This window comes from Salinivibrio siamensis (genome assembly GCF_001996005.1).
GTDB classification, from domain to species: Bacteria; Pseudomonadota; Gammaproteobacteria; order Enterobacterales; family Vibrionaceae; genus Salinivibrio; species Salinivibrio siamensis.
Genome location: NZ_MUFB01000032.1, coordinates 21,527 through 35,782, shown reverse-complemented (window position 1 = coordinate 35,782; position 14,256 = coordinate 21,527). Strand labels below are relative to the sequence as shown.

At 49.0% G+C, this 14,256-nt stretch carries 14 protein-coding genes; 9 read left to right on the top strand and 5 right to left on the bottom strand.

Features of this window, described 5'->3' with window-relative positions:
- Positions 1-114: 114 nt before the first annotated feature.
- Positions 115-945, bottom strand: a complete 831-nt coding sequence (locus BZG73_RS13875; RefSeq protein ID WP_077668612.1) for a rhodanese-like domain-containing protein — start codon at positions 943-945, stop codon at positions 115-117.
- A 138-nt stretch (positions 946-1,083) separates the two neighbouring features.
- Between BZG73_RS13875 and BZG73_RS13870 the strand changes: the two genes are divergently transcribed.
- Complete coding sequence (locus BZG73_RS13870; RefSeq protein ID WP_077668611.1) at positions 1,084-2,067, top strand: lipid A deacylase LpxR family protein; 984 nt, start codon at positions 1,084-1,086, stop codon at positions 2,065-2,067.
- A gap of 23 nt (positions 2,068-2,090) precedes the next feature.
- Here BZG73_RS13870 and BZG73_RS13865 read toward each other — a convergent pair whose 3' ends face one another.
- Positions 2,091-2,960, bottom strand: coding sequence for a DMT family transporter (locus BZG73_RS13865; RefSeq protein ID WP_077668610.1), 870 nt, complete (start codon positions 2,958-2,960; stop codon positions 2,091-2,093).
- Positions 2,961-3,119: 159 nt separating this feature from the next.
- On the opposite strand from BZG73_RS13865, the gene BZG73_RS13860 reads away from it, so the two are divergent.
- The 5 genes from BZG73_RS13860 to BZG73_RS13840 all read left to right on the top strand — a co-directional run bounded on the left by BZG73_RS13860 (position 3,120) and on the right by BZG73_RS13840 (position 8,837).
- Positions 3,120-3,659: an isochorismatase family protein gene (locus BZG73_RS13860; RefSeq protein ID WP_077668609.1), complete on the top strand. Its 540-nt coding sequence runs from the start codon at positions 3,120-3,122 to the stop codon at positions 3,657-3,659.
- A 168-nt stretch (positions 3,660-3,827) separates the two neighbouring features.
- Complete coding sequence (locus BZG73_RS13855) at positions 3,828-4,823, top strand: ABC transporter substrate-binding protein (protein WP_077668608.1); 996 nt, start codon at positions 3,828-3,830, stop codon at positions 4,821-4,823.
- A gap of 67 nt (positions 4,824-4,890) precedes the next feature.
- On the top strand, positions 4,891-5,787 hold the full coding sequence (locus tag BZG73_RS13850; protein WP_046075974.1) for an ABC transporter permease: 897 nt from the start codon (positions 4,891-4,893) through the stop codon (positions 5,785-5,787).
- Complete coding sequence (locus tag BZG73_RS13845; RefSeq protein WP_077668607.1) at positions 5,780-7,018, top strand: quaternary amine ABC transporter ATP-binding protein; 1,239 nt, start codon at positions 5,780-5,782, stop codon at positions 7,016-7,018. Before BZG73_RS13850 ends, BZG73_RS13845 begins: the two co-directional genes overlap by 8 nt.
- A 220-nt stretch (positions 7,019-7,238) precedes the next feature.
- Positions 7,239-8,837 (top strand): methyl-accepting chemotaxis protein, encoded by a 1,599-nt coding sequence (locus BZG73_RS13840; protein WP_077668606.1) that lies wholly within the window; start codon positions 7,239-7,241, stop codon positions 8,835-8,837.
- Between the two features lie 68 nt (positions 8,838-8,905).
- Here the strand turns inward: BZG73_RS13840 and metC are convergent, their stop codons facing one another.
- Complete coding sequence (gene metC, locus BZG73_RS13835; RefSeq protein ID WP_077579275.1) at positions 8,906-10,099, bottom strand: cystathionine beta-lyase; 1,194 nt, start codon at positions 10,097-10,099, stop codon at positions 8,906-8,908.
- A 263-nt stretch (positions 10,100-10,362) separates the two neighbouring features.
- Between metC and BZG73_RS16075 the strand changes: the two genes are divergently transcribed.
- Positions 10,363-10,536: a hypothetical protein gene (locus BZG73_RS16075; protein ID WP_167369758.1), complete on the top strand. Its 174-nt coding sequence runs from the start codon at positions 10,363-10,365 to the stop codon at positions 10,534-10,536.
- Positions 10,537-10,849: 313 nt separating this feature from the next.
- Here the strand turns inward: BZG73_RS16075 and BZG73_RS13830 are convergent, their stop codons facing one another.
- Positions 10,850-11,320 carry an NfeD family protein gene (locus tag BZG73_RS13830; protein WP_369795717.1) on the bottom strand — a complete coding sequence of 157 codons (471 nt, stop codon included), beginning with the start codon at positions 11,318-11,320 and terminating at the stop codon, positions 10,850-10,852.
- Between the two features lie 15 nt (positions 11,321-11,335).
- Positions 11,336-12,286 (bottom strand): slipin family protein, encoded by a 951-nt coding sequence (locus BZG73_RS13825; protein WP_046075979.1) that lies wholly within the window; start codon positions 12,284-12,286, stop codon positions 11,336-11,338.
- Positions 12,287-12,867: 581 nt separating this feature from the next.
- Between BZG73_RS13825 and cspE the strand changes: the two genes are divergently transcribed.
- Both cspE and BZG73_RS13815 read left to right on the top strand, forming a co-directional pair.
- The gene (gene cspE, locus BZG73_RS13820) at positions 12,868-13,074 is read left to right on the top strand and encodes a transcription antiterminator/RNA stability regulator CspE (protein WP_025744354.1); all 207 of its coding nucleotides are present in this window, start codon (positions 12,868-12,870) and stop codon (positions 13,072-13,074) included.
- Between the two features lie 185 nt (positions 13,075-13,259).
- Positions 13,260-14,255, top strand: coding sequence for a bacteriohemerythrin (locus BZG73_RS13815; RefSeq protein WP_077668605.1), 996 nt, complete (start codon positions 13,260-13,262; stop codon positions 14,253-14,255).
- Position 14,256: the final 1 nt, after the last annotated feature.

The following is a 14,256-nucleotide window of genomic DNA, read 5'->3' as shown; positions in this document are numbered from 1 at the left end:
ATGTAAACTAATATTAATTAATATGTCGATATATCATTAGCGCACTTGTCAGATAGTGACATAGATCACTCTCAAGTCAATCTTGCGACACCCCCTCTTGTCATTGCTTGATAATTAACCTGCTTTCACTACGGGCCAGTGTGAGTGGCCACCCCACTCAGTCCATGACCCATCGTAAACCGCCACAGGGTAGGCAAAGTAGTGCTCAGCCACAGCAGCCAAAATGCACGCGGTAACCCCCGAGCCACAACTTACTACGTTAACCCGCGTATCACTTAAGTGGGGTAGCACGGTCGATCGCGCTTCACGCTCACTGATCACAAAGCCTCGTGGGTCGGTCAACGTGGCAAAGGGAAGATTCGTGGCGCCAGGCATATGACCACTACGAATCCCCTCTCTCGGTTCAGGGGCGTCGCCATAAAAGCGTGTTTCAGGACGAACGTCAATCACATTCATCACGGCGAGTTTGTCTGCCAAGGTGGCACCATCCATATAGCGGTACGGTTTAAACTGCGTCTGATAGGTCGCTTCGACACGTGGCTGCGGCGGGGTATTATCAATCAGCCCTTCTGAGGCCATCCATGCAGGTAACCCACCATCCAGGATAAACACATTTTGATGACCCATCACTTTACACATCCACCAAGCACGCGCCGCTGAAAACAATCCTTGGGTGTCATACACCACCAGGGTATCTTGCGACGCAATGCCTAATGCGCCCATATGCTGGGCGAAGCGCTCTTCATCAAGCAACATATGGGGCAGGCTAGACGTGGGGTCTTTGATACGACTGTCGAAGTCAAAAAAAACGGCCCCCGGAATCCGACGTTGTTGCCACTCTTGAACGCTATCCCTCGACACATCAGGCATAAACCAACTGGCGTCGACAGGGATCACTGTATCGAGGCGCTGAGCCAGCCATTCGGCGGTTACAAACACTGACATTTTGACGGTTCCTTTTCATTGTTGATTGACGGCTTACCACCCTTTCACAAGATATTGACCTTTCTCATCTGGTGTCAGCCTGCGTTTTTACTCATACTGAGAGCCTCGCATTGAAGATGCAACTAAATGAGGATGTGAATGACACCGTCTCGCGTGATCAGTGGCACTATTTTACTGTTTCCCACTTTGCTACTCGCGCCTAGCACGGCCTTGGCGGCTGGCTTTGGATTAACGATTGAAAACGACAGCCCATTAGGGGTCGACAACCAATACACCAGTGGTGTTTATGCGCATTGGCATGCGGATTGGTCAGATGATCTCACTCGTGCGTCTGTCACGCCTATTCGTTGGTTTGCCGAGCAACTTCCGCTCAACGAGTCGGCAAGGCAAGGCTGGAGTGTGGATATTGGGCAAATGATGTGGACGCCCAATGATATCGAATTGAAAAAACCTCAACCCGATGAACGCCCTTATGCAGGGTTGATATTTATCGAGCCCGGTATCTACCAGCAGACGCCAGAACGGGTCGATAAGTGGTCACTGATGCTTGGTATGGTTGGTCCCGCGTCACAAACGGAAGAAGGGCAGTCTTATGTGCATGATGTCATTGACTCTCCCGATCCTAAAGGCTGGGACTATCAAGTGGAAAATACCCCGGTGGCACAGCTTGCCTATGAGCGGCACCAGCTTTTACACCGTAGCGAGCATCAAGAATGGGGAGTGACTGGACGTGCGGATATTGGCAACTTCCGTAGTGAGCTGTCAGCAGGCCTTAGCTACCGAGTGGGGCTGGATCTCGCCAACACGTATGGAGGAATCAGTTATGAGCCCGGCCGGCACCTCGATAGCCGCTTATTTGAAGCCAGTGAACAAGGTGCCTTCTTGTATACAGCAATCCAAGGTCGCTACCGTGCCAATGACATCACCATCAATGGCGATAAGCCGCCAGAAAATGCAGACATCGATATGACGCATTGGCAAGCCAGTGCCGCAGCTGGGGTAGCGTTTTATCAACCTCGCTGGGGCACGGATATCAGTGTCGTACTGCATACCAAAGATTATGAACAAGCTATCGATAACACCTACAGTTACGTGTCTTGGACCGTGCACTATCGCTAWTAGCGATAGTGTCATTCCCTTTTCCATTATCTTGAGGGAGCCGCCGCCGTTTTCGCACTACGCGGTAGCGCCAATTTATCGGAGAATTTCATCCACAACAAAGACGCGAGAATCATCGCAATACCCAACCATTGCAGCGGTTGTAGCCTCTCATCAATCCAGAGTACCCCCAGGGTTACGGCCGTAAGCGGATTGAGGAACATGATGATCGACTGACGATTGGGGCCCAGCACGGTAATTGAGCGAATGTAAGCCCAATAGCCAACGGCGGTATTCAGTACGATTATCCACGCTAGACCTGGTAAAGCGTCAAGTGTTGGCGCTTGCGGCGGCCCAGCCAAGCCCCATGCAAACGGCACGAGCATCACGCCACCAAGAGCTAACTGCCATGCGGTCAGACCAAAAATATCTTTCGCTTCCCATCGCTTCATCCACAATGTTGACTGCGCGACAAAGAAGGTTGCTAATAGCATTGCGCCCGCTCCCACCCAATCGATGTCTGTGGATGGATTCAGCAACAATCCCACTCCCAATAGCCCGAGTACTGCCAAGCTAAGCAGCTTAGGCTCTGGCCGTTTTCCTTCGGTTAACCACTGCAACAGCATCAGAACGAGCGGTAAGGTGGCTCCTAACGTCCCCGCCACCGCGCCCGGTAGTCGATATGCCGCGATAAATAGCAGTAAAAAGAAAGCAGCAATATTGAAAAAGCTCACTGCGAGCATTCTCGGCAAACTCAAGGGTAAACCACGGCGACTGATCAACAGCATTAAGATCCCTGCAGGCAGCGCCCGCCAGACCGCCATCCAGTAAGGGGAAAGATCCCCCAAGTACAATGCAACCGCCGAATAAGTACTTCCCCAAAAAATGGGGGCGAGAATCGCGATGAAATAATGCATAACCTGTCTCCATTTATCTTTATGTGAAGATAGATTAGCCGACACATTGATCAACATCAAGTATCTTTATTGAAAGATAAATAGTTGAGGGCGAACTTCGCCAGCGCAATGAAGTGGAGCTGCTATGCTTATTTATTGGTAAAACAGGGGGATACTAGAATGATTAATACCGAAAATGCCGTCGTTTTGTTGATTGATATACAAGGTAAGCTGGCGCAAAAAGTGGTGGGTAGCGAGGAATTACACCAAAAAGTGGCCCAATTAGTGCGCGGTTGCGAACACTTCGATGTGCCTGTCGTTTGGGTAGAACAACTGCCTGAAAAGCTTGGTGCAACAACGTCGGCGCTCGCCGACCTCATGCCAAACAACACGCCCATTGCCAAACACACCTTTAGTGCCTTTGCCGAGCCTCGTGTAGCGCAGACATTGCGTTCACTGAACCGTAAACAGGTAATTCTTTGCGGCATTGAAACACATATTTGTGTGTATCAAACCGCCTGTGATCTGCTTCGCCATCACTACCATGTGCATCTTGTCACGGACGGGATGTCATCCTGTCACCCTGCACACCATCAAAGTGGCATCGCAATGATGCAGCAGCATGGTGCTTGGATCACCGTGGTCGAAGCCTTGTTGTTTGAGTGGCAACAACACGCAGGGGGATCGGACTTTAAAGCGTTTTTGTCACTCATCAAGTAAGCACTCAGTAGATCTCTAATGATTGATATCACGTAGTGGTGGTCACAATGCGCAAATTTCGGATTTGCAAAACGGTAACGTGAGACGTATGCCTCATTTTGCCTCCTAACAATTTAATTAGTGGTCTAATATTATTTGGGACGCATGTTTGAAAAGGAAAGGAAGCATATGTACAAACGACTACTCTCAGCCGCTATTCTCTCGCTATCGGCATTACCGGCCAGCGCAGATGACCACCACTGTGGCAAAGTCACTATCGCCGATATGAATTGGAATTCTGCTAGCCTGATTGCCAACATCGATCAGTTTATTTTAGAGCATGGCTACGGCTGCGATGCCGAGCTTGTCCCTGGTGATACCATGCCAACGGGCACCTCGATGATTGAAAAAGGTGAACCCGACATTGCCCCCGAGTTTTGGAGTAACTCGATGCGTGAAGGCCTGCAGCGCGGTATCGACGAGGGTCGAGTTCGCTACGCAGGTAGTGCATTTGTTGAAGGCGGCGAAGAAGGCTTTTGGATCCCACGCTATATGGTCGAAAAGCATCCTGAACTGAAGACTATTTCAGGGATCAAAGCGAACGCTGATTTATTTCCCCACCCAGAAGATGCCTCAAAGTCTGCTTTTTATGGCTGCCCCGCGGGCTGGAGCTGCCAAATTACCTCAGAAAACCAGTTTGAAGCTTTAGAGTTGGCTGACAGCGGCTTCGAAATTGTCGATCCGGGCTCTGGTGCAGGCCTTGCAGGTTCAATCGCCAAAGCCTACGAACGAGAAGAAGCGTGGTTTGGCTATTATTGGGCACCCACCGCTGTGTTGGGCAAATATGACATGGTAAAAGTGGACTTTGAGACAGGAACAGACGTACAGCACTACAAGGACTGTATTACCTCGAACGATTGTATGAACCCGCAAGCAACCATGTATCCGGCGGCTGACGTTGATACCGTGGTAACAGAACGCTTTGCCACTCGCGCCCCCGAAGCGCTGACTTACTTGAAAGAGCGTGGCTTCACCAACGATCAAATGAATGGCTTACTTGCCTGGATGGAAGAAAACCAGGCCGATGGGGAATACGCGATGACCAATTTCCTCATCAATCATGAAGACATTTGGACCCAATGGGTACCCAGTGACGTCGCTGAAAAAGTAAAAGACGCCCTGTAACGTTGAAACAGCCAGCGCAGAGCTGCCGCTGCGCTGGCTCTCCTTAAGCAGTATAGGAACAATAACAATGGCTGATTCATGGCTAACGGAAGTGCCAGAAATGAGCAGGCGTGATCTGCTCGCTATTCGACAAACACTCGACGGCGCGTATCGCGACTTCTCCCGCGAATATGGTGAAGGTATTGAAGCCTTCTTTGACCCCCTCCTCCACTTTCTCGTTTGGTTCGAAGACTTACTCCTCGCCACACCTTGGTGGCTGGTGATTGCCGTACTTGCCGGTATTGCATACCTCGCCAGTCGCTCTTGGAAGCTCCCCACGGCTGTGGTTGTTTCTTTCACCCTGATTGCCTATTTGGGCATGTGGGAAGATACCATGAGCACCATGAGTATCATTTTGGTGTGTACACTGGTCGCTATTGGCGTGGGTGTGCCGATAGGCATTGCCATGTCCAAGTCCAATCGTACCCAAGCCGTGGTCACGCCGTTACTGGATATTATGCAAACCATGCCCGCCTTCGTGTATCTCATCCCAGTGGTGATGTTGCTGGGTATTGGCAAGATCCCCGGGGTGATCGCGGTGGTTATCTATGCGATTCCTCCGGTGATTCGTTTGACAAACCTGGGGATCCGGTTAGTTGACAAAGATGTGTTAGAGGCAGCCACAGCCTACGGCGCCAATGGTTTTCAGCGTTTATTCCAGATCCAGCTCCCCCTAGCAATGCCAACCATTATGGCAGGCATTAACCAAACCATTATGATGGCACTGGCTATGGTGGTCATTGCCTCGATGATTGGTGTTTCAGGCCTTGGACAGCCTGTACTTAAATCGATTACTAACCAATACTTTACCTTGGGCCTTCTCAATGGTCTCGCCATTGTGGTGATTGCGATTATTTTCGATCGTGTGTCTCAAAGCTACGCCAAACGTTCCCAGCAGCATCTCAAAGGAGGCGATCATGACTAAGCCAGTCCAGGACACCTTAATTGAGATCCAAGGCCTATATAAAGTGTTTGGCGACCACCCGCAAAAGGTAATGCCTGCGGTCAAAGCAGGAAAAAGTAAAGATGCCTTATTACAAGAAACAGGGCATACCATTGGACTCAGTGATATTAATCTATCCATTCGCCGCGGTGAGGTCTTTGTGATCATGGGCCTGTCGGGCTCTGGAAAATCGACCTTAATTCGTCATTTCAATCGCTTGATTGATCCCACCGAGGGTGAAATCCGCGTCGAAGGCACCGATATCATGAAGCACTCGCAAAAAGAATTGCAGGCGTTTCGACGCCATAAGATGTCCATGGTGTTTCAACGTTTTGGCCTACTCCCTCACCGTACAGTGAGAGAAAATGTTGGATTTGGTTTGCGAATCCAAGGAGAGGGAAAAGCGCAACGCGATCAAAAAGCGGAACAATGGTTGTCGACTGTGGGTCTTGACGGCTACGCCGATCAATATCCGGCGCAACTATCTGGTGGGCAACAACAACGTGTCGGCCTTGCACGCGCCCTCTGCACGGATGCAGAAATTTTGCTAATGGACGAAGCATTTTCTGCCCTTGACCCCCTCATTCGCAGCGAGATGCAAGACCAGCTGATTGAATTACAGGAAAAATTACACAAAACCATCATTTTTATCACTCACGATCTGGACGAGGCATTGAGGCTTGGTGACCGTATTGCCATTTTACGTGATGGTAAGCTCGTACAAGTCGGAGAGCCTGTCGATATATTGCTCCAACCGGCCGATGACTATGTCGAGGCTTTCGTGAAAGACGTTAACCGTGCTCGCGCATTAACGGTCGAAACCGTGATGCAGCCACAAATCTGTCGTATCAGTGCCAACACGATTGGCGATGCGATTCAGCAGATGCGTCAGCAAAAGGCCAACTATGGCTATTACATCACAGAAGAAGGCTATCAAGGCACCCTGAGTCAAAAAAACCTCAGTGACAAAGATCCAAGCGGTGATATCGAGGCAAGTCTTCTCGAAGACGTGCCTGCCATTGAGCAAGACTCGTTATTGGAAACCGTCATCCCAGATACGTTGGAGTCAAAATGGCCGCTACCCGTCTTTGATAATCAAGGCGAGCTAATTGGGCACCTCTCACGGCAAACAGTGGCCAGTATTCTCAGTGAAAGTGGCCACAAACACGCAGCCGCACCTGACGACCAAGACTCAACGAAAAAAGCCAGTTAGCCAATAACGCACTCTCGCTGACTGTGAACGCGTCCCGCTCAGGCAGGGCGCTTTTTTGTTGTCGCGCTTTTCTGCACCATTTTTCAGCCGCGTCATGTTTATAAAAATGAACAGTGATTTCACTCGCAAATCACATTACTGAGACACCTGTCATTCTACTGAAACAGTGGCTCCTTAAGCTGCGGCGCATATTTAGATTAGGCAGTTGACAGGAAGTACCATGAGCGTAAGACAGCGGTTATTGATCGCCTTCACCCTCTTTATCGCCTCGACCATCGGACTCGGTAGTCTCGCACTTTGGATATCGGCTCGCTCCGCGGATGCCTCAGCCGAATATGTAAATCATCAACTTCCCGAAGTATGGGCGCTTTTAGCTCTTGAGCGTGATCACCGCGACCTCGTCAATCTGTCGCAAAAAATCAAAGCACAAGTCTTATTTTGGAACGAGATCACCCCTGAGTTTGAAAAGCTTCAACAACGCTATCAACAGAGCTGGCAAGCGTTGTCACAGTATCCGTCTTTGTCGGACTGGCGTGCCGAACAGCTAGAAGGTAAAAAGAAGTTCGACCAATACCTCACCAAGCTTGCTAAAACGGTCGACAGTAAAAGCTTTTACGATGCTGGGCGTCTCGTGGACTTTGACCTCTACCCTGCCGTTGACCCCATGTTAGCGGCCATCAACGAAAAGCTGACCGAGCGTCAAGATAACGCGAAAAACTCTGCCGGCGCGCTTATTACCTTTTTGCACCAGCAATCGAACATCGTCTATGTCGGTTGTGGGATCACACTATTGCTGGCCTTAGTACTGATGACTTGGCTACGAAAAACCGTGGTGGTGCGCCTGGATCATATTGCCACGTCCCTGACAGATATCGATAAGCGCTCCGATCTCTCCGTGCGTTTATTCGATAAGTATCAGGATGAAGTCAGTGCCGTCGCTCGGGCATCAAATAACCTGCTCGATAAGTTCAGTCACTTTGTCACCGATATACAATCGCGGACATCAGCGCTTGATCAACAGTCAGATACCTTAGACCAACAAAGCACGCAAGTGGCGACGATCAACGAGCAAACACGGCAAAACGTTAACGATGTCGCGCAATCCCTGACCGTTATGGAAGGCGCAACCACAGAAATCGCCAACGCCATTCATGACACCCGTGAATACATCGGCAAAGTCTCTCAGGACAATGATGAAATTCAAACGCAAATGAGTGCGACGGAAGCTTCAATTGCCCATAGCGTCAAGGTGGTGGAAAACGTGTCGAGTACCATGGCTACCTTGAAACAAACCAGTAGCCAGATTGCCGGCGTTATGGATGTGATTGAAGGGATTGCAGAACAAACCAACTTGCTTGCCCTCAATGCCGCGATTGAAGCGGCACGCGCTGGTGAGCATGGGCGAGGCTTTGCCGTCGTCGCTGATGAAGTGAGAAGTTTGTCTCAACGCACAGCACAATCAACTGGCGATATTCGAAACTGGATCAATGACTTACTCGGCCAAGTTGATACCGCCAATAATCTACTAACGGAAACACAGTCAGCCAGTGCCGACAATCAGCAAGCCAGTGTCCGACTGCAGGGCTATTTAGGCGAGATGCATACCACCTTCCAAGGGCTTGAACAACTCAGCGCGGAAGTTGAAGCAGCCCTGGGATCTCAGCATAAAGAAATTGCTCACCTCACCCAGCAGCGTCGCGCGCTCAAACAAGGTAGCCAATCACTTACCGAGGCAATCGATACCACCAGTAATGTCAGTGGTCAGTTAAGCCACCAATCCAGTGCGTTGACGCAATTAACTGACCAATTTCAAACCTAATAGCTTGATGTGATAAGGGCGCTTCGCGGCGCATCGAGGACGCCCCTTTTTCACAGGGGCTATGTGGATTAGACATTATTAATGCGTGCGAAACCGGCCGCCAGATCGGCAATCAGATCGTCAACGTCCTCTAATCCGATATGTAGCCTGACGAGTGTGCCGGAAAAATCCACCTTACCCACAGGCCGGATGCGATTGAGTTGCTCTGGCTGATTGGCCAACAACAACGACTCAAAGCCGCCCCATGAGTAAGCCATACTGAAATGCTGCAAATGATCACAGAAAGCGTCCAATTGCGCATCAGACAAACGCTGATCAAACACAAACGAAAAGAGCCCATTGCTGCCTGTAAAATCTCGCGCGAAATAGCGGTGCCCAGGACAATCTGCAAATGCAGGATGGAGCACACTGGCTACTTCGGTTTGCTCATTCAGCCAATTGGCTACCTGTAACGCATTATCCTGATGCTGGGCAAGGCGTACATCCAAGGTTCTCAATCCGCGAGCGGCTTGGTAAGCGGTATCAGGATCGACCGTTTGTCCCATTAAATAGGCGCGCTCGCGCAAGGTCGGCCAGCAGCGCGCATTGGCAACAGCGGTACCTAGCATATTATCCGAATGACCAATAATATACTTGGTCCCAGATTGGATCGAAATATCCACGCCTTGCGTTAACGGTTGATACAAGCGACCTGCTGCCCACGTGTTATCCATCATGATAATCGCATCTGGCGCTCTTTCTCTTACCGCTTGAACGATTGCCGGCGTATCGTGCACTTCCATGGTGTAAGAACCTGGTGACTCTAGAAACACAACGCGTGTATTTGACGTAATACGTTGACCAATCTCCGCACCCTCGAGAGGATCAAAATACTCGGTCGTCACCTGCATATCGGCGAGAATTTTCTGACAAAAATCTTGAGTTGGCTCATACGCCGATCCTGAGACCAAAATGTGGTCACCTGCTTTTACAAACGCGAGAATACTGTTTGCGATGGCCGCCGCACCACAGGGAAAGAGTGCACACCCCGTTCCTTGCTCAAGCTCGGTCATGGCATCTTGAAGCGCAAAATGGGTAGTGGTTCCGCGTCTGCCATAGAACAAGGTTTGCTGGTGACGGTTGGCAATCGCGTGCTTTTTCTCGGCTAATGTATCAAAAACAATTGAAGAGGCGCGCTGTACGACTGGGTTGACCCCACCAAGGGTATAGGCTTTACGGCGTCCGGCATGTATTAGCTGCGTACGACTGTGTTTCTTTTCCATCGTTCACTTCACTCATCCTAGGTTGACTGACTAATAGCCTACGGATTTACATAAAGGCAGTAAAGACATTTAGATGGCCAAATAAAATTTTATGGCATCGATTTGGCTATATGTCATAGCGCTCAGCACTAACTCGTTCAGCCTATTGATACCCGTGTTGACTATTGTTTACAGTACTAAGTAGATCACAATTTCACCATTCTCTCCTAGCACTACCATAAAAACGTATATACATTGTATATCTAAAAGATAGGCGAATTAGCATGGCGAAAAAAGAAAAAACAAAGAAAGATAGCCAGTTACTGATAAGAATTAATAGTGAGCAACGGGATGCATTCTTAGAGGCCTGTGACGAACTGGATACGTCCGCAGCACGGGAAATACGCCGATTTATTAAACAGTTTTTAAAAGACCACGAAACGAATAAATCATCGTGATCACACTTGGGGTGGACATGCCGGCCCCGTCCACAGCATTGAAGCTGTATTGCAGTGGCAAACGCTTCGGCAAATCATCAATAAGGAGAGAAACCATGGCAAAAGCGTCAAAAAAAGATTTGAAAAAATCGATTAAGAAAGCAAAAGCGAAAGTTGCAAAACAGGAAACCAAGCTGAAGAAGCTCAAAAAGCAACTAAAAAAAGCCTAAATCACAGGCTGATACGCAATAAAAAAGCTCGGCATTGCGACCGAGCTTTTTATTTTTCATGCCATCAACGTCTATTTGTCATGACGAGATACTGAGAGTGTCTCTTACTCCGGCAATATGGGCTCGACCGTAAATCGTCCAACATCAACACCCACGACCTTGACCTGTTCGCCAGCCAGCAATGTACAATCACCGGCGGCCGAGCTGAGTCGCAGTTGCCAAGTGACACCTGAGTATTTAATCGTCGAAGGCTGCTCTCGGCTCAACGGCTCACTGAGCGTCAATATCAACCCGATAAAATCACTATGACGATTATCCGGACGTCGTCCGCCGCGTTGTAGCTGTTTAAGTGGGCGCCACAGCATGGCAGTTAACAAGCCTGCACCGATCCCAGTACTGCTAAATAACGCCGTAACGGTTTCTGGTACAACACCGACCATCGCCAACAGTCCCACCAAAATGGCAGCAACACCGGTTGCTAATAAAACAATGGTCGATAAGCCAAGCAGCCACACTTCGACGGCTAACAGTAACAAGCCCACAATCACGGTTAATTCTGCGAGGTAGATACTCACACTAAACATCCTGTTTTACGCTTTGCTCTTATTGAGTGTATCAATAATTGTCATCGCTTCTGCAACCACATTCGCTGCACCCGTTCCAGAATCAGGTAACAGTACGACTGAGGACTCTTTGGCAATGGCCTGTTTCGCCTTGATCGCTTTTTCTGCCAGCTCCAACTGGATGGCTTTTTGGCCTTCCTCTGTTATTGCTCGTGTCCCTACGATTTCAAGTGCTTCGGCTTGCGCCTCGGCAACCGCGATAATGGCTTGCGCCTCACCTTCCGCTTGCAAGATTTGCTCAGATTTCTCTGCTTCCGCCGCTAAGACTCGGGCCTGCTTTTGACCTTCAGCAACGTTGATATCCGATTGGCGCGCCCCTTCTGACTCAAGAATAACCGCACGCTTCTCTCGTTCAGCCTTCATTTGACGTTCCATGGCATCGAGAACAGAGCGAGGTGGATCGATATCCTTGATTTCGTAACGCAGCACCTGAACGCCCCATGGCTGAGCGGCCTCATTGATGGCAGAGACAATCGCGGTGTTTAAGCTTTCGCGCTCTTCAAACGTTTTATCCAGCTCCATTTTACCCACTTCACTACGCATGGTAGTTTGCGCAAGCTGAGTCACGGAGTACACATAATCATCGACGCCATAGCACGCTTTATACGGATCCAATACCTTGATGTACAAGACACCGTCAACAACGAGCGAAATGTTATCTCGCGTGATCGCGGATTGACTGGGTACATCATATGCTTGTTCTTTTAATGTTCTGGTATAACCAATACGATCGATAAATGGCACGATGAAATTGAGACCCGCTTCCATCGTCTTGTAATACTTACCAAATCGCTCTACAACATAAGCCGTGTTTTGTGGCACAAACTTAATCGCACCGCGTAGTACCACGATCACTAAGACCGCCAGCACTACCCAGACGCCAATAAAACTCGACGTTTCTAAAAAAATCGTATCCATGGAGAAGCCCTATCACTGCGGGTCACAATCATGACTCGCATAAACAAACACAAACGCGCGCACACAAGTGTTTACGGCGTTACTCATCGCGTTTTATGATACGTTATTGTCAGCATAAAAAGACATCATCCAACGGTTAATTTGACACTCCTCGCAATCTAGATCGCTTTTCTATGAGGCTCTTTGCGTCGATACAACACAGTTATCAGGCTATGCTCTCATTTTCACAACAAGCTCACACAAAGTTGCCTCTTTCATCCGCAAAATAGATTTACCTCACACTCTTTTGGGTGTATTCTCGATAGTGTTCAACCGTGTTGGTTGACGAACTATTGGTCGTAGACACACCATGTTGCAACCAATAGTGAACTGACGCGCAAATAACGCGTGGTCCTGTTGAAGCTGCTTGGCAGCTTCGATAATCGGAAATTTATGCAGCAATTGAATATAGATACATCGAAACACCCTACCGCTAGGCTGGAAAGTTAGTTGTCCTGAAGATATTCGCTACATTTGCCCATAGAGTCGATTAACGGCACTCGCGTCACTGCAACACCTAGTTAATATATTCAGGAGACACCATGTCCAAAGCTAATGGTTCCGTTAAGTGGTTTAACGAAGAGAAAGGTTTCGGTTTTATCCAGCAAGAGAACGGTCCAGACGTATTCGTTCACTTCCGTGCTATCGTTGGTGAAGGCTTCCGCACACTAGCAGAAGGCCAACAGGTTGAGTTCGATATCGAGCAAGGTCAGAAAGGCCCACAGGCTGCGAACGTCGTTCGTCTGTAAGCCAAACCAAATTTAAGAGAAAGGCGCCCAGTTGGGCGCCTTTTTTGTCGCTATCATTTGTGCTTTAGTCTACCCCATCATTTTTTAAACGAAACCTCATCAAGGTCGCATTCCTTTCACACTCGCTATAGACGCTCTCGCCACCATCCACTAGGCTGAAAACATAGACATTGTCAGGAGGACGTATGCTATCTCCGTGTTTAATTGTTGACGATCATGAAATGATTCGTGACACCATTGGATTGATGGCCCAAGCACTTGGTATTAAGTCGGTGATCACGGCCGCAGATGGTGCCGAAGCGATATCAAAGGCGTACCATGAAGAGCCCAAGCTGATCATTACCGACTTACAAATGGATCCCATTGACGGGTTGGAAATGTTACGCCTCATGCGTAGCGGCCGCTATCATTTGCGTCATGACACGCCCATCATCATTTTAACCGCTAACGCATCTCAGGCAGTGATCAGCGAGTGCATTCGCTATGACGTCGATGCTTTTATGGTTAAACCGGTGAAGAAACAAGATCTAGAAAACCGTGTCAAGCAGCTCTCTAAACAGACCAAAGCTAAAAAGCCCCCCAAATTTTACTTTGAGATGTACCAGTCAGACCCCGCCAAATCAACGGATTTTGAGCATAACGGGGCCATCGTCTTTACCGAAGAAGAGCAGCAGAAAATAGAAGGCATCAACGAGCCACAAGGCGAAGCGCAACCTGGCCTGACGTCAAAAGAGCCATCCATGCCCTCACCCAAGGGAGAGTCGAAAGATCGAAAATTCATTCGATGGCAAGAAAAGTATACAGTGGGGGATCCATCATTGGATGAGAGTAACAAGCAACTGCTCTCTATCATCAACGATACGTATGAGGCCATTGCCTATCACCATGAGGACGAGACTAAGACGGATTTTGAGGCCCTCGCGCAACGCTTTCGTGACTATATCGACACTCACTTTCAGCTAGAGGAAGATATTCTCGAAGCACGCACCTACCCCAAATACAAAGAGCATGCTGCGATTCATCAACGCCTCGCTCGGCAAGCGCAATATGTGCTGCTACAGTGCCAAGCCGACCCAGAGCTATATCGCTCTGAATTCTTTAAGTTTTTGCGTTATTGGTGGATTCACCATGTCGTTCGTGAAGATACTCAGTATCGCGATTTTTTACTGCAAGGTCCCTAAT